This is a genomic window from Nonomuraea sp. B19D2 (assembly GCF_040137845.1).
Classification (GTDB): domain Bacteria; phylum Actinomycetota; class Actinomycetes; order Streptosporangiales; family Streptosporangiaceae; genus Nonomuraea.
The window spans coordinates 16,360-36,486 of record NZ_JBEFAK010000014.1; the positions used below are offsets into that span (position 1 = coordinate 16,360).

Annotated in this window: 20 protein-coding genes; 11 read left to right on the forward strand and 9 right to left on the reverse strand. The window is 70.5% G+C overall.

Annotation, left to right across the window (positions count from 1 at the left end):
- Positions 1-194: 194 nt before the first annotated feature.
- The gene (locus ABN273_RS25170) at positions 195-716 is read right to left on the reverse strand and encodes a TIGR03086 family metal-binding protein (RefSeq protein WP_349451460.1); all 522 of its coding nucleotides are present in this window, start codon (positions 714-716) and stop codon (positions 195-197) included.
- 19 nt (positions 717-735) lie between these two features.
- Here ABN273_RS25170 and ABN273_RS25175 point away from each other — a divergent pair, with 19 nt between their 5' ends.
- From ABN273_RS25175 to glpK, 4 genes are all read left to right on the forward strand, one after another.
- Entirely contained in the window at positions 736-1,563 is an 828-nt protein-coding gene (locus tag ABN273_RS25175) for a DUF6597 domain-containing transcriptional factor (protein ID WP_349451461.1), read from the forward strand.
- 65 nt (positions 1,564-1,628) lie between these two features.
- Positions 1,629-2,090 carry a GNAT family N-acetyltransferase gene (locus ABN273_RS25180; protein ID WP_349451462.1) on the forward strand — a complete coding sequence of 154 codons (462 nt, stop codon included), beginning with the start codon at positions 1,629-1,631 and terminating at the stop codon, positions 2,088-2,090.
- A gap of 76 nt (positions 2,091-2,166) precedes the next feature.
- On the forward strand, positions 2,167-2,976 hold the full coding sequence (locus tag ABN273_RS25185) for an MIP/aquaporin family protein (protein ID WP_349451463.1): 810 nt from the start codon (positions 2,167-2,169) through the stop codon (positions 2,974-2,976).
- 13 nt (positions 2,977-2,989) lie between these two features.
- A complete protein-coding gene (gene glpK, locus ABN273_RS25190) occupies positions 2,990-4,498 on the forward strand; it encodes a glycerol kinase GlpK (RefSeq protein WP_349451464.1) in 1,509 nt (502 codons plus the stop codon).
- On the opposite strand, the gene ABN273_RS25195 is transcribed toward glpK, so the two are convergent.
- Both ABN273_RS25195 and ABN273_RS25200 read right to left on the reverse strand, forming a co-directional pair.
- Positions 4,495-5,343, reverse strand: coding sequence for an ABC transporter permease (locus ABN273_RS25195; RefSeq protein WP_349451465.1), 849 nt, complete (start codon positions 5,341-5,343; stop codon positions 4,495-4,497). The two genes, glpK and ABN273_RS25195, sit on opposite strands and share 4 nt — an antisense overlap.
- Positions 5,340-7,976 carry a CocE/NonD family hydrolase gene (locus ABN273_RS25200; RefSeq protein WP_349451466.1) on the reverse strand — a complete coding sequence of 879 codons (2,637 nt, stop codon included), beginning with the start codon at positions 7,974-7,976 and terminating at the stop codon, positions 5,340-5,342. The genes ABN273_RS25195 and ABN273_RS25200 overlap by 4 nt, the downstream gene beginning before the upstream one ends.
- Positions 7,977-8,075: 99 nt before the next feature.
- Here ABN273_RS25200 and ABN273_RS25205 point away from each other — a divergent pair, with 99 nt between their 5' ends.
- Both ABN273_RS25205 and ABN273_RS25210 read left to right on the forward strand, forming a co-directional pair.
- Positions 8,076-8,864: a class I SAM-dependent methyltransferase gene (locus tag ABN273_RS25205; RefSeq protein WP_349451467.1), complete on the forward strand. Its 789-nt coding sequence runs from the start codon at positions 8,076-8,078 to the stop codon at positions 8,862-8,864.
- Between the two features lie 74 nt (positions 8,865-8,938).
- The gene (locus ABN273_RS25210) at positions 8,939-10,117 is read left to right on the forward strand and encodes a hypothetical protein (RefSeq protein WP_349451468.1); all 1,179 of its coding nucleotides are present in this window, start codon (positions 8,939-8,941) and stop codon (positions 10,115-10,117) included.
- Here ABN273_RS25210 and ABN273_RS25215 read toward each other — a convergent pair.
- Together ABN273_RS25215 and ABN273_RS25220 are read right to left on the reverse strand one after the other, a co-directional pair.
- Positions 10,075-11,106: a CopD family protein gene (locus tag ABN273_RS25215; RefSeq protein WP_349451469.1), complete on the reverse strand. Its 1,032-nt coding sequence runs from the start codon at positions 11,104-11,106 to the stop codon at positions 10,075-10,077. The genes ABN273_RS25210 and ABN273_RS25215 overlap by 43 nt on opposite strands.
- Positions 11,103-11,714 carry a copper resistance CopC family protein gene (locus ABN273_RS25220; RefSeq protein WP_349451470.1) on the reverse strand — a complete coding sequence of 204 codons (612 nt, stop codon included), beginning with the start codon at positions 11,712-11,714 and terminating at the stop codon, positions 11,103-11,105. Before ABN273_RS25220 ends, ABN273_RS25215 begins: the two co-directional genes overlap by 4 nt.
- A gap of 49 nt (positions 11,715-11,763) precedes the next feature.
- Between ABN273_RS25220 and ABN273_RS25225 the strand changes: the two genes are divergently transcribed.
- Both ABN273_RS25225 and ABN273_RS25230 read left to right on the forward strand, forming a co-directional pair.
- Positions 11,764-11,985 (forward strand): hypothetical protein, encoded by a 222-nt coding sequence (locus tag ABN273_RS25225; RefSeq protein ID WP_349451471.1) that lies wholly within the window; start codon positions 11,764-11,766, stop codon positions 11,983-11,985.
- Positions 11,946-12,152, forward strand: a complete 207-nt coding sequence (locus tag ABN273_RS25230; protein WP_349451472.1) for a hypothetical protein — start codon at positions 11,946-11,948, stop codon at positions 12,150-12,152. Before ABN273_RS25225 ends, ABN273_RS25230 begins: the two co-directional genes overlap by 40 nt.
- Here ABN273_RS25230 and ABN273_RS25235 read toward each other — a convergent pair.
- The 3 genes from ABN273_RS25235 to ABN273_RS25245 all read right to left on the reverse strand — a co-directional run bounded on the left by ABN273_RS25235 (position 12,115) and on the right by ABN273_RS25245 (position 15,179).
- The gene (locus tag ABN273_RS25235) at positions 12,115-13,122 is read right to left on the reverse strand and encodes an AurF N-oxygenase family protein (protein ID WP_349451473.1); all 1,008 of its coding nucleotides are present in this window, start codon (positions 13,120-13,122) and stop codon (positions 12,115-12,117) included. The genes ABN273_RS25230 and ABN273_RS25235 overlap by 38 nt on opposite strands.
- A gap of 62 nt (positions 13,123-13,184) precedes the next feature.
- A complete protein-coding gene (locus tag ABN273_RS25240; protein WP_349451474.1) occupies positions 13,185-13,784 on the reverse strand; it encodes a TetR/AcrR family transcriptional regulator in 600 nt (199 codons plus the stop codon).
- 57 nt (positions 13,785-13,841) lie between these two features.
- A complete protein-coding gene (locus ABN273_RS25245) occupies positions 13,842-15,179 on the reverse strand; it encodes a sensor histidine kinase (RefSeq protein WP_349451475.1) in 1,338 nt (445 codons plus the stop codon).
- A 159-nt stretch (positions 15,180-15,338) separates the two neighbouring features.
- Here ABN273_RS25245 and ABN273_RS25250 point away from each other — a divergent pair, with 159 nt between their 5' ends.
- Genes ABN273_RS25250 through ABN273_RS25260 form a run of 3 tightly spaced genes read left to right on the forward strand, consistent with a single transcriptional unit; the run spans position 15,339 to position 19,005 of the window.
- Entirely contained in the window at positions 15,339-16,505 is a 1,167-nt protein-coding gene (locus ABN273_RS25250; RefSeq protein ID WP_349451476.1) for an acyl-CoA dehydrogenase family protein, read from the forward strand.
- Entirely contained in the window at positions 16,502-17,518 is a 1,017-nt protein-coding gene (locus tag ABN273_RS25255) for an acyl-CoA dehydrogenase family protein (protein ID WP_349451477.1), read from the forward strand. Before ABN273_RS25250 ends, ABN273_RS25255 begins: the two co-directional genes overlap by 4 nt.
- A complete protein-coding gene (locus tag ABN273_RS25260; RefSeq protein WP_349451478.1) occupies positions 17,518-19,005 on the forward strand; it encodes an AMP-binding protein in 1,488 nt (495 codons plus the stop codon). The genes ABN273_RS25255 and ABN273_RS25260 overlap by 1 nt, the downstream gene beginning before the upstream one ends.
- Here ABN273_RS25260 and ABN273_RS25265 read toward each other — a convergent pair.
- Positions 18,987-20,108, reverse strand: a complete 1,122-nt coding sequence (locus tag ABN273_RS25265) for a C45 family autoproteolytic acyltransferase/hydrolase (protein ID WP_349451479.1) — start codon at positions 20,106-20,108, stop codon at positions 18,987-18,989. The two genes, ABN273_RS25260 and ABN273_RS25265, sit on opposite strands and share 19 nt — an antisense overlap.
- Positions 20,109-20,127: the final 19 nt, after the last annotated feature.

Sequence of the window (20,127 nt, forward strand, 5' to 3'; positions counted from 1 at the left end):
CCGCCTGTCTTTGGACCTGTGAACACGCTAGGTGCAGGTTTGTACGCCTGGGTAGCATGTTGGGCGTGAAGGATTTTCTACCGGACCAGACGGCGGACGACACGGACGAGGGCTGGGGCGACTGGCGCGAGAGCGACCCCGACGCCTTCTACCTCGACAACAAGCCCCCGCACTGGGCCTGAGTAAGGGCCGGGTCAGGGTGTCCAGGCCGGATCCCGGCCGATGACGCCGAGCAGGCGGTCGAACTGCGGGGCGCCGTCCGGCACCGCCACCGGCGGCCCGAAGGCGCCGCGCTGCCTGCCCATCTCCACCATCTGCTCAGTGAAATGCCACGCCCGCGAGAGGGACTCAGGGTCCGGTTCGTACTTCTGGCCGGTGGCTCTGGCCAGGTCCCAGCCGTGCACGACCATGTCGACGAGGTACATGTGGGCCAGCGCGGTCATCGGCAGGCCCATGGCGGGGCTGGTCCCCTCCCATGCCTCGGGCCGTGACCAGGCGGCCAGCATGCGCTCCGCCCGCTCGGGGAAGTCGCCCGCGTAAGGTCCCTGCTCAAGCCGTGGCCCCCCGCGACCCAGCGACTCGAACATCTCCGCCACCCACTCGAGGTGGTTGATCAGGTCCTTGACGTCGAACTTGGCGCACGGCGTCGAGAACCCGAACTGCTCCTGCCGCACCGCGCGCACCAGTCCCGCGGTCCGTTCGGTGGCACGTGTCATCAGCGGCATCATGTCTTCCATGGCAGCCATCGTGCCCCGCCTGCCCGAGGGGCGGCTTGTAGAAACGCGACAGCGCGGCTGGGTCAACCCGTACGCGGGGCTCAAGGCCTTCGATTTCCTCCGGCAGGCCCCGTCGCCCGAGCTCTCGCCGTTTGTGGATCACTTCTGGGTCGTCACGTGGACCGACCTCGCCGAGCCGTACGAACAGCGCATCGTCTCGCACCCCACCGTGAACATGACGATCGTCCAGGACTTTCACCAGATCGCTGGAGTGATCAAGGGCGGGTTCTCCTACACGATGCGGGGCAGCGGCCGCGCGCTCGGCACGCGCTTCAGCCCCGGCGGCTTCCGGCCGTTCCTCGGCGGTCCGGTGTCCCAGCTGACCGGCCGCTTCGTGGAGATCGGCGAGATGTTCGGCGCGGCGGGCGCGACCCTGGTCGAGCAGGTCCTGACCGAGCCCGACGCCCGGGCCGCCATCGCGCTCGTCGACAGGTTCCTGGCGGGTCTGGGGCCGGATCGGGACCCGCTGGCGGAAGAGGCCGCGGCACTGGTGGCGCTGGCGGAGAGCGACGTGTCCGTGACCAGGGTCGACGAGCTGGCCGCCAGATCGGGGCGGTCGATGCGCTCGCTGCAGCGGCTGTTCCGGGACTACGTCGGCATCGGCCCCAAGTGGGTGATCCGCCGCTTCCGGCTGCACGAGGCCGCCGAGCGGGTCTACCAGGGCCTCGGCCTCGCCACGCTGGCCGCCGAGCTCGGCTACACCGACCAGGCTCACTTGACCCGCGACTTCACCGCGGCCGTCGGCATGCCGCCCGCGGCCTACGCCCGGCTCGGAGGCCAGGGCTGATCCCGACGTTCAGATGAGACGCTCTCCGAAGCGCAAGCCAGATCGGCGGCTAGACTCGGACGATCGTGATACAACCGCACGAATATGAGCTCCGCACCGCCACCCCCGCCGACTACGACCCCATCGCCGCCGTCGTGGACGAATGGTGGGGCCGTCCGGTCCTGCCCTCCCTGCCCAGGCTCTTCCTCGACCACTTCCACCAGACCAGCCTGATCGCGGAAGGCCCAGCGGGCATGGCGGGCTTCCTGATCGGCTTCCTCTCCCCGTCCGTGCCCGACGAGGCGTACATCCACTTCGTCGGCGTCTCGCCCGAGGCCAGGAACGGCGGCCTGGCCCGCACCATGTACGAGCGCTTCTTCGAGCTGGCCCGCCGGCACGACCGGCGCGTCGTGAAAGCCATCACCGCACCCGTCAACCGGACGTCCATCGCGTTCCATCGCAGCATGGGGTTCGAGGCCGGCGAGCCCGTCCCCGGTTACAACGGCCCGAGAACGAGCCTGGTGACCTTCGCTCGTCACTTTGCGTGACGTATAGCGCACGAGCAGTATGCGTTCCCGGAAAATCGGGAATGGCACACAACGATCAGGTGCGCAGGGAGGACCGGTGGCCGAACGTCACAACCGGATGGGGCTGGCCGGCGAGCTGATTGCTGAGTTCGCCGGGACGATGGTGCTCATCCTGTTCGGCGTCGGCGTGGTCGCGCAGGTGGTCGCCGCCAAGCTCGGTGACCACGACAGCATCGCGTGGGCGTGGGGGATCGGGGTGGCGCTCGGCGTCTACGTGGCGGGCCGGACCACGGGCGCGCACCTCAACCCGGCCGTCACGCTCGGGTTCGCGATCTTCCGCGGGTTCGGGTGGCGCAAGGTCGCCCCGTACGCGCTCGCGCAGACGGCGGGGGCGTTCATCGCCGCGCTCATCGTGCGGTGGAACTACACCGAGGTCCTGAGCATGGCCGACCCCGGGCACACGATCAAGACCCAGGGCGTCTTCTCGACCCTGCCCGGCAACGGCAGCCTGCCGGTGAGCCAGCTGGGCGCGCTGCGCGACCAGATCGTCGGCACCGCGATCCTGCTGTTCGTCATCTTCGCCGTGTCCGACACCGCCAACATGGCCCCCAGCGCCAACCTGGGGCCCGTTGTCATCGGGCTGCTCATCGTCGGGATCGGCATGGCCTTCGGCGCCGACGCGGGCTACGCGATCAACCCGGCCCGCGACTTCGGGCCGCGCCTGGCGAGCTTCATCACCGGGTACGGCGGCGCGTGGCGAGATCAGTACGGCGGCCTGTACTTCTGGGTGCCGATCGTGGGCCCGCTGATCGGCGGGGTCATCGGGGCCGGTTGCTACCAGCTGCTCATCGCCCGGTTCCTCCCGCCGAGCGAGGAGCTTGGCGTCGTCACCCCGATGGACGAGTGAGAGGGAGAACACCATGCCCGAGTTCGTGGGGGCCGTCGACCAGGGCACCACCAGCACCCGCTTCATGATCTTCGATCACGACGGCGGCGAGGTCGCCAAGTTCCAGCTCGAGCACCAGCAGATAATGCCGGAGGCCGGCTGGGTGGAGCACAACCCGATCGAGATCTGGACCCGTACCACCGCCGTGATCCAGACCGCGCTCCACCGCGCCGGGCTGCACGCCAAGGACCTCACCGCGCTGGGCCTCACGAACCAGCGTGAGACCACCGTCGTCTGGAACCGGCGCACCGGCCGCCCGTACTACAACGCGATCGTGTGGCAGGACACCCGCACCGACCGGATCGCCGCCGCGCTGGATCGGGACGGCCGGGGGGACGTCATCCGCGACAGGACGGGGCTGCGGCCCGAGGCGTACTTCTCCGGCGGCAAGATCCAGTGGATCCTGGAGAACGTGGACGGCGTCCGCGAGGCGGCGGAGCGCGGCGAGGCCGTCTTCGGCAACACCGACACGTGGACCCTGTGGCACCTCACCGGCGGCGTCAACGGCGGCGTGCACATCACGGACGTGACCAACGCCAGCCGCACGATGCTCATGGACCTGGAGACCCTGGACTGGGACGACGAGCTGCTGTCGTTCTTCGGGATCCCGCGGCCGATGTTGCCCGAGATCCGGCCGTCGTCCGACCCCGCCGCGTACGGGACCACGATCCCGTACGGGCCGGTCGGCGGCGAGGTGCCGATCAACGCGATCCTCGGCGACCAGCAGGCGGCCACCGTCGGCCAGGTCTGCTTCTCGCCCGGCGAGGCCAAGAACACCTACGGCACCGGCAACTTCCTGCTGCTCAACACCGGCACCACCCGCGTGCGCTCACAGAGCGGCCTGCTGACCACGGTGGCCTACAAGTTCGGCGACCAGCCCGCCGTGTTCGCGCTCGAAGGGTCGATCGCGGTGACCGGCTCGGCGGTGCAGTGGCTGCGCGACCAGCTCCACCTGATCACCTCCGCGGCCCAGATCGAGACCCTCGCCCGGCAGGTGGAGGACTCCGGCGGGATGTATTTCGTGCCGGCGTTCTCCGGCCTGTTCGCCCCGTACTGGCGCGCCGACGCCCGCGGCGCCATCGTCGGTCTGTCGCGCTACAACAACGACGCCCACCTCGCCAGGGCCACCCTGGAGGCCATCTGCTTCCAGAGCCGCGACGTCGTGGAGGCGATGCAGCGGGACTCGGGGGTCGTCCTGGACGTGCTCAAGGTGGACGGCGGGGTCACCGCGAGCGACCTGTGCATGCAGCTCCAGTCCGACATCCTCGGCGTGCCGGTCAGCCGCCCGGTCGTCGCCGAGACCACCGCGCTCGGGGCCGCGTACGCCGCCGGGCTCGCCGCCGGTTACTGGAGGGACATCTCGGAGCTGCGGGCGCACTGGGCGGAGGACCGCCGGTGGGAGCCCTTGTGGGACGAGGAGCGGCGGCAGCAGGCGTACGCGGGCTGGAAGAAGGCCGTGACCAGGGCGTTCGACTGGGCCTAGCTCACCACGTCCTTGCGCCGGAACCGCCGGAACGCGACCGCGATGAGGATGGCCGCGTACGTGATCGACACCGAGGCCCCCTTGGCCATGCCGCTCCAGTCCAGCTCCGGCGCCAGGGCGTCGAGCCAGGCGTTGTTCCAGAACGTGGGCAGGAACTCGCGCAGCCCCCCGAGCGCCTCCACGGCCTGCAGGATGTTGGAGACGATCCAGAGGCCCACCGCGCCGCCCACCGCGCCCAGCGGGGAGTCGGTCATGGTGGAGACGAGGAAGGCGAGTGCGGCCACCACGAGCTGGCTGACCAGGGCGTACCCGATGACGATGCCGAAGCGGGGCAGCACGTCCAGCGCCGGGATCGTCTCGCCCGTGCCGGGGACCTGGATGTCGTTCCAGCCGAAGGCCAGCGTGCCCGCGAGCAGCGCCATCAGCGGCAGGCAGATCACGGCGGCGGCCGAGTAGCCCAGCGCCACGATCAGCTTCTGCCGCAGCAACCGGTCGCGGGGGACCGGCGCGGCCAGCAGGTAGCGCAGTGACGACCAGTTGGCCTCGCTGGCCACGGTGTCGCCGCAGAACAGCGCCACCGCCACCACCAGCAGGAAACTGGCCGACACCGACAGGGCGAACGCGGCGAAGTTCAGGCCGCTCTGGGTCGCCAGGTCGGAGATGCGCAGCGACGACTGCCCCTGCCCGCTGGACTGCGGCCCGAACTGGAACGCGATCACCAGGATCCACGGCAGCGCCAGCAGCAGCCCGAACATGACCATCGTCCGCCGCCGCTTGAACTGCCTGACGATCTCCACGCGCAGCGGCAGCGTGCGGTGGGCCGCATAGCCCGTGGCTGCGGTCATGACTTGTCTCCGATGAGGTCGAGGAACACGTCTTCCAGGCGCGGCCCGTGCCCGTTCCCGGTGACGGCGGCCGATGTGAGCAGCCTCGACACCGGGCCGGTGGAGACCAGCCGGCCCCGGTGCATGACCACGACGTGGCTGCAGGTCTGCTCCACCTCGGCCAGCATGTGGCTGGAGACGATCACGGTACGTCCGTCGCGCGCGTAGCGTTTGAGCACCTCGCGCATCTCCCGGATCTGGGGCGGGTCGAGTCCGTTCGTGGGCTCGTCGAGCACCAGCAGGTCCGGCAGGCCGAGCATGGCCTGCGCGATGGCGAGCCGCTGGCGCATGCCCTGGGAGTACGTGCGCACCGCCCGCTCCAGGGCCTTGCCCAGACCGGCGATCTCCAGCGCCTCGTCGAAGTGCGCGTCGGCGGCCGGTCGTCCGGTGGCGGCCCAGTACAGCTCCAGGTTGTCGCGCCCGGACAGGTGCGGCAGGAAGCCCGGCCCCTCGACGAACGACCCCAGCCTGGACAGCACGGGCGCCCCGGGCGTGACCAGGTCACCGAAGATCCGGATCTCGCCGCCGTCCGGCTGGATGAGGCCCATCATCATGCGCATCGTGGTCGTCTTGCCCGCGCCGTTCGGCCCGAGCAGGCCCAGGACCTGGCCCTGCTCGACCCGGAACGACAGCCCGTCGACGGCCAGCTCCCCGTTCCGGTACGCCTTGGTCAGCCCGGTGATCTCCAGCGGGACGTCCTTGCCGCCGGCCTGGCTCGGCAGCGGCTGCCCGTCCACGACGGCGACGGCCGCGTCGGCATGCGACTCCCCGTTGAGAGCGGGGCTGGGGGCGTCGTGCGCGGCCGGGGCGCGGGACGGGGTCCGGCGGCCCGTGGCCAGCAGGACGGCGGCGACGATCACGGCGGCCAGCGGCATGGCCCACACCCACCACACCACCCCGGTCGGGGGAGCCGCGAGCGTGCGCACCGTCGGGACGCTGAGCGCGGGGGAGGCCAGCGAGACCTGGTACGTGGCCGGCGCGGCAGGAGTCGCGAACCCCATGTCCGTCGTGGTCACGACCAGGCGGAGCCGGTGGCCCACGGCGAAGCGGTGATCGACGGCGGGCAGGGTGACCGTGGCTTCCGCACTGCCCGCGCCGTCGGGGATGGTCACCCTGATCGGCGCCACCAGCCCGGCGGGCAGGACCGGCAGCTGGGTGCTGTCGGCCACGTCGTACAGCTTGGCGAACAGCGTCGCCTCGCCCTTGCCCGACACCCTGATCTTGACCGTGGAGCTGCCGGTGAGCTGGAGCGGCGCGGTGAGCGTCCGCGACTCGAACGCGGCGCTCTGGCCCGGCATGTCGATCGACACGCCGGTGTTGCCCTGCCCGCCGCCGCTCAGCAGCCCGCCGATGCCGGGCACCGTCGAGATCGACGCGGGCGCGCCGCCCGGCGGGTTGACGATGTTCTGCTCGGGGCCGTTCAGCTGCACTGTGGTGGTGTCGGTGCCCGCCAGGCCGGGGTAGGAGCCGGCCTCCGGGTGCAGGCGGATGCGCTGGCGGGTGCCGGGGTCGCGGCCGCCGTCACGAGTGACCGTGAACGCGCTCACCGCCGGCGCCGATTCGTCGCCCTTCAGGTAGCGGGCGAACCAGGCCGAGTACTGCTCGGACACCCAGTCCGCCTCGCCGTTGCCGCCGTCGTGCCCGCCGTCGAACCAGGCCAGGCTCACCGGGGTGCCCGCCGCGGCGATCGCCTTGGCGGTGGCGTCGGCGTGGCTCAAGGGGAACAGCGAGTCGCGCTGGCCCTGGATGAGCAGGGTCGGCGCCTTGATCTGGCCGGCCACGGTGATCGGGCTCGACTTGCGCAGGAGGGCGACGGCCTCGGGCGTGGCCCTGCCGTCCTTGGCGACCTGCTGGTAGATGTCGCAGATGGCGGGCAGGAACCTGCCGCAGCGCGCCTGCTCGGCGGTCAACGGCCCGGCGGCCGCCTGCCGCCGGCCCTGCAGCGCGAAGGAGTCCAGAGAGACGCCCTGGCCGAAGAAGATGCCTGCCCACATGCGCTTGAAGACGCCGCTCTCGGCGGTCGTGGCGCCGGTGGGGGTGGCCGCGTTGGGGAAGAGCGCGTCGGCCAGGTCGGACCAGGTGATCTGGGGCACGATCGCGTCGACCCGGTGGTCGAGGGCCGCCGTCATCAGCGCGATGGCGCCGCCGTACGAGCCGCCCGCGATGCCGACGCGCGGGTCACCCGAGGCGTCGAGCTGGACCTCCGGCCGCTTGGCCAGCCAGTCGATCAGCTGCTTGACGTCCTTGACCTCGTAGTCGGGCGAGTTGAGCGCGATCTCGCCGGTCGAGCGGCCGAAGCCGCGCGCCGACCAGGTCAGCACGGCGTAGCCCTGCTGGGCGATGCGGATCGCCTGCTCCCGCACGCTCTCCTTGCTGCCGCCGAAACCGTGGGCGATCAGCACGGCTGGGGCCTTCCCGCCATCCGGCGGCGGGAAGAAGGTCGTATCGATCTCGACCCGTTGATCGCCGGCGGGTCCGTCGACGACGGTTATTGTCTGGTCCTGGCCCCGCACCTCAGGAGCCGACGGCCACACCAGCCACGTCGTCACCCCGATGAGGACGAGTGCCGCCACCAGCGCGGCCACACGCTTCATGGCGGTGAGCCTACTTTCCGCACCTGAGAGAACCCTGAGATCCGCGATCCGGCGGAAAACCAGCGGCGGTGAGATCGGGGACCCGCCTACGCTCCTGCCATGGACTACCTGGACGTCAACAGAGCCAATTGGAACGCGCGAGTCCCGATCCACGTCGCCAGTGACTTCTACGACGTCGAAGGCTTCAAGGCGGGCCGGATCGCCATCAGGCCGTTCGAGCGGGACGAGGTCGGCGACGTGTCCGGCCGCAGCCTGGTGCACCTGCAGTGCCACTTCGGCCTGGACACCCTCTCCTGGGCCAGGCTCGGCGCCGAGGTGACCGGCCTCGACTTCTCGGACGCCGCCATCGAGCAGGCCAGGGGCATCGCCGCCGACTGCGGCATCCCCGCCGAGTTCGTCGCCGCGGACGTGTACGACGCGGCCGAGGCGCTCGGCGGGGCCACGTTCGACATCGTCTACACCGGCATCGGCGCGCTGGTGTGGCTGCCTGACCTCACCCGTTGGGCCGAAACCGCCGCCCGTCTTCTCAAGCCGGGCGGATTTCTCTATGTCGCAGAGTTTCACCCGTTCGCCGACGTCATGGACGACGAGACGGGCACCACCGTCACCCACGACTACTTCGCGAAAGGGCCCCACGTCTGGGAGTTCCCGTACACCTACACCGGCAACGAGGTCCTCGAGCACCAGACCTCCGTGCAGTTCCAGCACGGTCTGGGCGAGGTGGTCAGCGCGGTGGCGGCGGCCGGACTGCGGGTGGAGTTCGTGCATGAGCACGACCACACCCTCTTCCGGCGCTTCGCCACCCTTGCCGCGGGCGAAGGGGGCTACCGGCTCCCCGAGGGCGCCCCGAAGATCCCACTCATGTACTCCCTGCGAGCGTCGGCGTAGACCGGATCTCCGATGACATAGCCCGGCTTTGCCCCAGCAACGGCACAACGCGCGGAACCGTAAGATTCACTCCCGTGAAGTCTCCAGCATCGTTCAAGAAGGCCGCCGCCTGGGCGCTGCCGTACTGGACCAGGGGTCAGGCGGGGCGCGAGACGCCGCAGGACCTGTTCAGGGTGCTCTATTTCGGTTGGCTGGTGGCGCTCACGCTCAAGCTGCTCGGCTCGGCGTGGGACGTTTCGTGGCACTTCAAGTGGCTGCGTGACGACCTAGCCCCGCCCCACCTGCTCAACTCCGCCGGCACGGCCATCGTCGTCGCGCTGACCGTGATCCACGGCTACACGGGGTACGGCGTGGACAAGGCGGCGCTCCGGCTGATCCAGTGGGGCACCGGGATCTTCCTCGTCGCCGTGCCGCTGGACCTGATCAACCACCGCGTCAACGGGCTCGACATCACGTCGTGGAGCCCGTCGCACATCCTGCTCTACCTCGGAACGTTCTTCATGATCGCGGGCGTGATCCGTGGCTGGTTCATGGGCGCGCCGTCGGGCAGGGAGCGGACCGTGGTGCTCGGCGCGTTCTTCGCGTTCTTCCTGGAGAACGTGCACTTCCCCGAGCAGCACCAGGAGTACGGCATCCTGTCGATCGGGGCCTGGGACAACCACGCGACCTACGCCGAGCCGATCCTGCTCCAGTTCGCGGCCGACCAGATGGGGCGGCCGGTGGACCGGACGATGATGACGGGGTTCGCGCTGCCGGTGCCCGACTACCTCTACCCCGTCTACGCGGTGGTCGCCGGGCTGTCGGTCCTGGTGGTGGCCAGGCTGATGATCGGCAGGTTCGGGGGCGCGAGCCTGGTGGCGGCCGCCTACGTGGGGTTCCGCACGCTGATCTGGCCGCTGTTGACGTTCACCGGCTTCCCGCCGTCGGCGGTGCCGTTCTTCCTGGTCGTCGCGGGGCTCCTGGTGGACCTCGTGTTCCTGGTGCGGATGCCTGTCGTACGAGCCGTGCTGGGGTCGGTGGGCGCGACGGCCGCCGCCTACGGCGCGCTGGTGGCGCAGAGCACGATCATGGGCGGCGTGTACGGCGCGCTCAAGGGCCAGGAGGGGCTGCTGGGCGCGCCCCCGCCGGCCACGTCGTCGGCCCTTTGGGCGGGACTCGGCCTGCTGGTGGTCTGGCTGGCCGTGGAGTGGGTCGCGGAGAAGCGCAGACCTCAGGCGATGGAGGCCCGGGTGATCGCGACCGCCACACCGTAGGCCAGCCCCATCACCCCCACCTCGGCCGCCGCCCATCCCACCAGGGCGGTGGCCTGCCCCCGGCGCACGGCCGGCATCAGGCGGAAGCGGATGTGCGCGGCCAGCGGCACCAACAACACCACCAGCACCGTCTTGACCAGCACCAGCACGCCGTAGTGGCTGGTCAGGATCGCGTCGGGAAGCGTCACGCCGGGCGTGAGCGCCATCGTGCCGAGCCCGTTGATCAGCCCGGACAGGCCCACCATGAACAGGCACACGGTGGCGATCCTGGAGAACCTCGGCAGCACCACGGCCAGCAGGTCCCTGTGCGGCGCCACGAACACGGCCGTCGCCGCCAGCCCGCCCGCCCACGCCGCCGCGCCCATGACGTGGATCTCCATCGAGATCATGATGGGGTCGTGCCAGATCGAGTTCACGGCGTGCCCGGTGACGGGGATGGGCAGCAGTCCGAACAGCCCCACGATCACCCGCAGCTCGGCGGGCACCTTCTCGCCGAACCGCACCGCCATCAGCCCGATGCCGGCCGCCGCCAGCGCGCACGCCGCGCTGAACAGCAGGCCCTGACCGGTGCCCACGTCCTCGACGTACGCGGCGATCATCCCGAACGTCGGCACGCTGCCGGGGTTCAGCTCGGCCGTCTGGAGCACGATGGTGAGCAGCGCGCAGATCGCCCACGCCCAGGCGGCGATCACCGCCAGCGGCCGCACCCTGAGCATGACGGGCTCGGTACGCTCCGGGTTGTCGAACCCGAGCAGCTTGGACACCAGGCTCAGCCCGACCACGGCGACAGCGGACACGTCGAGCAGCACACGGACGATGGGCAGCCCGACGGACACCAGCGGGCCCGGCATGGGGATGCCGGGGACTGCCTGCTGCGCGGCGAACGAGCTCGCCGCCACGGCGGAGACGACGGCGCACACGCCGAACGCTCCGGCCACCAGCCGCCCGCCGATCCGCTGCCGGGGGATGGGAGCCGCGGTGACACTCACCTCCGCACCCCTTCGGCCGTGCCCTCCGCCGCATCCGGCTGAGAGCCTTCTGGGCCGGCGGCGGGCCGGGTGGCCGGGCGCGAGCGGCGCAGGGCCACGCCCGTGCCCGCTGCCAGCACCAGCAGCGCGCCCACGATCCACACCACCGCCATGCCCGCCCCGCCGTTGGCGGCCGCCTCGGCGGCCTGTGCGCCGGCGACCTGGGCCGCCTGCCCGGTGGCGGCGCCGGCCGGGGCGCCGGCGGCGCCGGGGGACAGGGTGAAGGTGATCCTGCCGGTGACCGGGTGGCCGTCGGCCGACAGGATCCGGTAGCCCACGACGTACGAGCCCCCGGCCGGCAGCGGCTTGACCCGCACCGTGACCCGCTCGGCCGCCACCACGGCGGATCCGTCCGCCCAGGAGGACCCGTCCGCGCCCGTCACGCCCACCTGGGCGTAGCCCTGGCGCACCACCTGGTCGAACACCAGCGTCACCTGAGAGGGCGTGGCCGACAACGTGGCCCCGTCCTTGGGATCGCTGCTGACCAGCACGTTGTGCGCCTGAGCCGCGGGCTGCGCCACGCCGGCGGCGGCGAAGGCGAGCAGCAGGACCGTGAGTAGCCGCCTCAAGGATCAGAACCTTCCAACGAAGACAACGAACCCGTATATGGTCCCATTCATGACGGACCTGTTCGGCGGCGCGGCACCCTACTACGCGAAGTACCGCACTCGCGAGGTCCTCGCGGTCGATCCGCACGACGAGCTGCTGCCGCCCGGCGGCGTCGTGGCGATCGTCGGCCCGACCCGCAACCCCCAGGAGGAGCCCTGGCCACCTCGCCGTTCAGCGACATGGACTCCACCATGTACGAGCACCGCGTGGCGTACGACCTGGACGCCGTGATCGGCCTGCAGCTCTCCTTCTCCTACACCGCCCCCGCCCGCCTCGGCGACCGGATGGAGCCGTTCAAGGAGGCGGCCAGGAAGGCGCTGCTCGCAGCCAACCCCGCGGGCAGGTGGGAGCAGGCGGTGGTCACCGAGGTGCTGCTCGCCCGGCGGCCACGCGACTGACCCGCGCGGGCTGAATGCCCATGGCCCGCCAGATCCGCCGGGTGAACGCGTTGATCAGCCCGATCTCCTCGCACAGCTCCCGCGTCTTGGCCACCGAGTCCCGGATCTCCCGCTTGGCGGCGGGATTACGCAGGTAGACCTCCGAGACAACGTGGACCGGGATCCGGAAACGCCTGATCATCGGCCCGGGAGGGGCCAGCATGATCCGCGCCATCACCCCCAGGATGACCGGCGCGATCACGCCCAGCAGGAGCCGCCGGTACGCGGGCATCCGAGGCACCCGGTTACGCAGGTAATGGCGGGCGAAGGAGATGTGCCTGGCCTCCTCCGCGATGTGGATCCGCATGATCGTCTCTTCCAGCGGATGGTGCGCCCGCCCGTCCTTCAGCACCTTGCGCTGCACGTGATCGATCGGATCCTCGCCGCCCAGCACGAACACGAAGAACAGCTCGGTCGAGACCAGCGGTATCCACGGCGCCACCTGCGCGATCACGGACAGCGGCCCCGGCATCCCGCGGATCGGCATGCGGGTACGGTTCACGAACTCCTGGAACATCATCCCGTGATGTCCCTCTTCGATGGTCTCGTGGTAGACGTACCGGAACTCCGGTGACCCGTTCGGCAACCGGTAGGCGTAGTTGAGCAGCCCGCGCTTGAGCAGGTTCTCGAACTGCAGCCCGATCTTCATGGCCGTGGCCACCCGCCACAGCCCGATCGCCGCGCGCACCTCGGGCGGGCGGCTGCGGTACCACGGGTGGCCGCCCAGCTTGTCGACCTCGGGCAGCTCCCAGCGCGGGTCGGCCGGGTCCACGAGGAACTCGGGGTCGTCCCACGGGATGTCCCGGTACGGCTCCCAGTGCTTGTCGACCGACGCCTTCGAGAGGCGTTCGATGACCGCGTGGTAGGCGCCCCTGCCGGCGACCTGCTGGTCGCGTTCGCGGGCGACGGTAGAGCGCGGTGCCGATGCCATCGCATGCTCCTCTCCTCGCCCCCTAATTGTACGGAGCATCCAATAGCGCCGGAAGGGGAGATTCACAGCTTTTCGGCGGATATCCCGAGCTCGGCCGCGGCGGCCGTCCGGATCAGCACGTTCACCCGGCGCCTGGACAGCACCTTGGCGTGCACGTGCGTCTGGATCGCGAGCCCGTCCACGAGCGCGATGATCCGCCACGTGGCGTCGTCGGGGTCGTCGCACTTGAACTCGCCGCACGCCACCCCGGCCTCGATGATCCCGCGTAACAGCACGCGGCCCTGGTAGTCGATGCGCCGCGAGATCTCCTCGAGTTCCGGGTTGCGCATCGCCTCGGACCATGCGTCGATCCACAACCGCCATCCCTCGGTGGGGATCGCCGGCGAGCAGAGCCTGAGCAGCGTGCGCAGCCGGTCGAGCGGCGTGCCCGCGGACTGCTCGACGTCGGCGAGCGCGTTGAGGTGCTGGCGGGCGGCGTAGGTGAAGGCCTGGGCGAACAGGCGTTCCTTCGTCTCGAAGTGGTAGAACAGCAGCGCCTGGCTGACGCCGGCAGCTCTGGCGATGTCAATTGTCCGGGTATGCCCGAATCCCTGCTCCGCGATGACCTCGCAGGCTGTCTTGAGTAAATCCTCGCGCCTTAATCGGCTGAACCCTGATGACACAGCGCGTAGCTCACCTCCGGTACCTCGAGCAAAGTCGAAAGCCTGTCATACCCAACATCAGTCCTGTCGTATCGGTATCCGCAGAACGAAGCGGGCTCCGACGTCCGAATCCTCGATCTTGAGAGTGCCGTGGTGGAGCTGCGCGATCTCGCGGGCGATGGACAGGCCCAGCCCGGTGCCGCCGGCGTCGCGGCTGCGTGAGGCGTCCAGCCTGGTGAAGCGCCTGAAGACGACCTCGCGCTGCTCGGGTGCGATGCCCGCCCCGTCGTCGAGCACCTCCAGCACGGCCTTGCCGTTCCGCCGCACGGTCACGAGGATCGTGCTGTCGGCGTGCCGCTCGGCGTTGTCCAGCAGGTTCGTCAGCAGGCGGGCGAGTCTGAGCCGGTCGCCCGTGACCACCACGCCTGGCTGCAGGCTGGTGATGACCTTCTTCGAGCGCGGCCTGGTGGTCTCGGCGGAGACCAGTTCGGCCAGGTCGACGGGTTCGAACGCCCCGGGGGCGCCCGCGTCGAGCTTGGCCAGCGTCAGCAGGTCGCTGACGATGTTCTGCAGCCGATTGAGGCTGACCATCAGCTTGCGGCCCGTCTCGCACCAATCGGTCTCCTGGGGAGCGAGCATGGCCGCCTCGACCTCGGCCCGCATGGCCGTGATCGGGCTGCGCAGGTCGTGGGAGGCATCGGAGGCGAACCTGCGCTGCTGCTCCATCGCGGACTCCAGCCGCGCCAGCGTCCGGTTGGCGGCCTCCGCGAGCGCCTTGATCTCGTCGGCGTTCTCCGGGACCGGAACGCGCATGGCCTCCTCGCCGTAGGCGATCTCGCTCAGCCGCTCAGTGATCTCGTTCACCGGCGCCAGCGTCTTGGCCACCACCCTGGACACGCCGAACCAGCTGATCGCGACCAGCACCACGGACATGCCGGCCATGAAACCGATCGCCGCCGGGTGGATGTACCAGGGCACCGAAGGGTCGAAGGCGTAGACGAGCCAGTCGCCGTCCGCCCGGTGGACGCGGGAGACGACCATGATCTGGCACTCGCCGCGGAACTGCGGCAGGCCGCACACCTCTCCGACCCGGTCGCTCCTGATCGGGTCCGGCATCACTCTGGACAGGCGCGGCGAGCCCGCCAGGTTGGGTGTCGACGACACGACCCGGCCAGACGGGTCGACGATCTGGATGCCGTTCAGGGGGCCGTCGATGGCGGGGGTCAGCTCGTTCTGCTTGATCAGGTGGATCGGGCGCCGGGAGTCGCTGATCATGTCTCGCGTGCGGAGGTCGACCGCCGCGTGGTACCCCGTCCACATCAGGACGGTGCCGGCCGTCAGGCACAGCAGGGCCATCGCGACGCTGGCCCACAGAGCCAGCCGCGCGCGAATGGATCTACCCAGCCGTGCGATCACCCTCCATCCCCCCGTAATCAGGTGATCACCGTACGTCCCTCCACCTCCAATTATGGGAGATCCGATGACAAATCACGTTAAGGACCCCCTGGAACGGTTCTCTATGCGCCATCCGGCGGCCTGGCTAGAGTAAGTGGGCACTGATGTCAAGGAGTCGATGTGAACCTTGCTGACTACCGGCGCGCCGCCAGGGCCTGGTTGCAGGAGAACGCTCCAACGGACGACGCCCCGGATGCGGACGCGATCGCCAGGGCCAAGCAGTTCATGGCCAAGCTCCACGACGCCGGCTACTCCGGCATCACCTGGCCCAGGCAGTGGGGCGGGCAGGGGCTGACGCAGGCGGAGGAGCGCGCGTTCGCCGCCGAGGCCCGCGGCTACACGCTCCCCACGTACGTCTTCTCGATCGGCCTCGGCATGACCGGGCCGACGCTGGTCGACCGGGGCACCGACGCGCAGCGCGAGCGGTTCCTCAGGCCGCTGCTGCGCGGCGAGGAGATCTGGTGCCAGCTGTTCTCCGAGCCGGGCGCGGGCAGTGACGTGGCCGGCCTGCAGACGAAGGCCGAGCGCGACGGCGACCACTGGATCGTCAACGGGCAGAAGGTGTGGACCTCGGTCGCCCACCACGCCGACTGGGGCCTGCTGCTGGCCCGCACGGACGTGGAGGCGCCCAAGCACAAGGGGCTGACCATGTTCGTGGTGGACATGCGCCACCCGGGGGTGACGGTCAGGCCGCTGAAGGACATGACCGGCAGGTCCAGCTTCAACGAGATCTTCTTCGACAATGTCCCCATCCCCGACGAGCACCGCGTCGGCGAGGTCAACGACGGCTGGAGCGTGGCCGTCACGACGCTGCTGCACGAGCGGCTGTCGATCTCGGCGGGCGTCGGCATGGGCGGGCTGAAGGACGACCCGACCTCGCTCGAGGCGCTGCGCCGGGTGGTCGACACCGAAGACCCGCTGGTCCGCGACGACCTCGTGGAGCTGCACATCCGCAGCCGCGCCCTGGCGCTGTTCAACCAGCGGCTGGCCCAGGAGACCGAGGCGGGGATCTTCCCCGGCGCCCGGGGCAGCGCCGCCAAGCTGCTGCTGGCCGAGCTGACCATGTTCCGGGCCGACCTGGCCACGCGGCTCGTGGGGCCGGAGGCCGTGCTGGCCGACCACCCGCTGGCATACGCGATCTCGCTGGCCCCGGCCATGTCGCTGGGCGGCGGCACCAACGAGATCATGCGTAACATCGTGGGCGACCGCGTGCTCAACCTGCCGCCGGAGCCCAGGGTGGACAAGAACGTGCCGTTCAAGGAGCTGAAGGTGGGGACGCAGGGGTGAAACTCGTACTCGATGAGGAGCAGCGGCAGCTCCGCGAGGCCGTGCGTGATTTCCTGCGCACCGCCTCCCCGCTGCCCAAGGCGCGTCACGGCTACGACCCGCAGGTGTACGCCAGGCTCAACGGCGAGCTCGGCTTGTCCGGGCTGATCGTCCCCGAGGAGTACGGCGGCGCGGGCGCGGGCATGGCCGAGCTGGCGGTCGTGCTGGAGGAGACGGGCGCGGCCCTGCTGCCGGGGCCGTTCCTGGCCACCGCCTTCGCCGCGATCGCCCTGGCGAGCACGCCCGACAAGGAGCTGCTCGCCGCGATCGCCGAGGGCCGGACCGCGGCCACGCTGGGCAGGGACACCCTCGACCACGACGGCGCGGCCGTGAGTGGCACGCTGACGCAGGTGCTCAGCGGCATGGAGGCGGACGTGCTGGTGGCGCCCGCGCGCGGCGCCGACGGCACGCTCCTGGTGGCCGTCGAGCTGGCCGGGCCGGGCGTCACCAGGACCGCGCTGGAGACGCTCGACCTGACGCGCGGCCAGGCACGGGTGGCCCTGGAGGGGGCGCCCGCCCGCGTGCTGGGCCCGGTGCCGGAGATCGGCGACCGGCTGTGCGTGGCGCTGGCTGCCGAGCAGCTCGGCGTGATGCGGGCGGCGCTGGACGCCATCGTGGCCTACGCCAAGATCCGCGTCACGTTCGGCCGCTACATAGGCTCCTACCAGGGGGTCAAGCACAGGCTCGCCGACATGCACGGCAAGCTCGAGCAGGCCGAGTCCATCGTCAGATACGCCGCCTGGGCCGCCGACGCGTCGCCGGACGAGCTGCCCGAGGCCGCCGCCCTCGCCCAGGCGTACGTCGGCCGCGCCTGCTTCGAGGTCGCCCGCGACCATCTGCTGCTGCACGGCGGCATCGGTTTCACCTGGGAGCACGACGCGCATCTCTACTACAAGAGGGCGAAGGCGGACGAGGTGCTGCTCGGCCCGCCCCGCATCCACCGCGCACGCCTCGCACATTTGCTGGAGCTCTAATGGACGTCAGCCAGCTGCCCAGCTTCTACGCCATCGCCGCCGCCGACCCCGACCGCCGCGCGTTGATCGACTCCGACGGCACGGAGACGTCCTATGGTGAGCTGCTCGCCCGGGTCAACCAGGTGTCACACGGACTCAGGGCCCGCGGGCTCGGCACCGGCGACGTGGTGGCGGGCGTGCTGCCCAACGGCATCGACGCCGTCGTCATGATGATGGCGACCGGCCAGATCGGGCTCTACTACGTGCCGATCAACTGGCATCTGACGGCGCCCGAGGTGGCGTACATCCTGGACGACTGCGACGCCAAGCTCGTGGTCACCGGCCCGGACTTCGCCGTGCCGGGGGCGGAGATCGGGACGGCGGGGCTGGCCGAAGGGCAGCCCATGGGAGCGCCCGGCGAGCGGACGTCCGGGGCGGTCATGTGGTACACCTCCGGCACCACCGGCTTCCCCAAGGGCGTGCAGCGGCCGCTGCCCGGCGCCGAGCCCGAGCAGCTGCTGCCGGCGTACCGGTGGTTCCTCGGCGAGGTCCTGGACCTGCGGCCGGGCGACGACGTGCATCTCGTGACCTCCCCGATGTACCACTCGTCGCCGTGCGCGCACACCCAGTTCGCGCTGCACCTCGGGCACACCGTGGTCGTCGCGCCCAAGTTCGACCCGGTGACCGTCCTGGAGCTCATCGAGCGATATCGGGTGAGCAACGCGATGATGGTGCCGACCATGTTCCACCGCATGCTGCACCTGCCGGAGGAGGTCAGGGGCAAGTACGACGTGTCGAGCCTGCGCCAGGTCATCCACACCGCCGCCGCCTGCCCGGTCTCGGTCAAGCAGCAGATCATGGACTGGTGGGGGCCGGTGCTGTACGAGTACTACGGCTCGACCGAGTCGGCTATCGCGTTCGCGGTCAAGCCGCACGAGTGGCTGGCCAGGCCGGGCACCGTGGGCCGGCCCGTGCCGCTGTTCGAGGCCAAGATCGTCGACGAGGCGGGCATGGAGCTGCCGCCCCGCGAGCCCGGCATGATCTACGTCAAGTCCGGCATGGGCACGTTCGAATACCACAAGGACCCGGAGAAGACCGCCGCCAGCATGCTGGGGGAGTGGTATTCACCGGGTGACATCGGCTTCCTGGACGAGGACGGCTACCTGTTCCTGTGCGACCGGCGGACCGACCTGATCGTCTCCGGCGGGGTGAACATCTACCCCGCCGAGATCGAGGCCGCACTGCTGGACCACCCGGCGGTGGCGGACGTGGCCGTCATCGGCGTGCCCGACGAGGAATGGGGCCACAACGTGGTCGCCCTCGTCCAGCCCGCCGAAGGGGTCACGCCCGGCCCCCGGCTCACCGCCGAGCTGCTGGAGCACTGCGGGCCGCGCATCGCCAGGTTCAAGCATCCGAAGGTGATCGAATACCGCTCACCGCTGCCGCGTACACCCACGGGCAAGCTGTCGCGCACCAAAGTGCGCGAGGACTACCTGTCAGAGCAGTGAAACACCAGCTCGTCGCTGTAGCCCCGGCCGTCGCCCAGGTAGAAGCGGGTCGACAGGGTACGGTCGGCGGTGTCGAAGACCGTGGTCCACAGCGTGCGGAACGGCAGCGCCGGATCCTCGTGCTGCCGGACCGCGCGCAGGCTGTCACGCAGGTCCTGCGCGGACATGGTGGCTGCCTTGCTGCGCTCGTGCAGCGTGCGCAGCCGTTCGAACGTCCGGAAGCTGCCCGCGGTGTCCTCGGGCAGGTTCATCGGGTCGGGGTGGCGGTGCAGCAGGTGGTTGGTGACGCAGAGCGGGCCGTCGCCGAGCTCGACGATGTGCTCGCTGCCGTCCCTGCCCCGCTCCCACACGAACGCCTGCCCGTTCGCGTCGGCCACCAGGTAGTGCAGGGGCGTGCCGTGGTCGTACTGCTTGGCGCCGAGCAGCGCCTGCTTGGCCTGCTCCACGTTCTCGCAGGTGTCGACCAGGAACCTGGGCAGTTGCACGCTCCCCACACCGACCTGCGGCAAGACGCTCTCCGGCGGGGTCGCGTTCGCGAAGTCGGCCACCAGCAGCGTGACCGCCAGGCCCGCCGAGTTGATGCCGTCCATGCAGCCGTCGAGGTCCGACATGGTGATCACGGTCGAGGAGAGTCCCTCGTCGGGCACCGTCGTGATCACGTAGGGGCGCGAGGCCATGGGCAGCTCGTCAGGCCGGGGCGCGCCGCCCATGATCTCGCTGGTGGTCGTGGGGAAGAAGTCGTAGTTGCGGCCCACCCTGCCGTGGCCGTCCGTGGCCGCCGACGGCGGCACCCACAGGGCCGAGCAGCCGGAGCCCTCGGGCACGAAGCCCAGGCCGTCGAGGGCCAGCTCGTCCTGGTCCGGGTCGAGGCCGAGTGCCGCGGCGGCGCCGTCCAGGCGGGCGTGGTGCTGGGGCCAGTGCCGCTCGAACCACGTCCTGCGGGCCCGGTTCACCGTGGGGTCCACCGGGGTGGGGGACCAGCCCAGCCTGCGCGCCTCCTCGGTGAGCGCCCTGCCGATCTCGAACTGGCTGCCCTTGAGGGTGAGGTGGTGCACGAGCTGGAAGTCGTCCTTGCCGCCGGCGACCCGTGTCATGTTCTTCATGCCACCGAGCCTGCGGCCG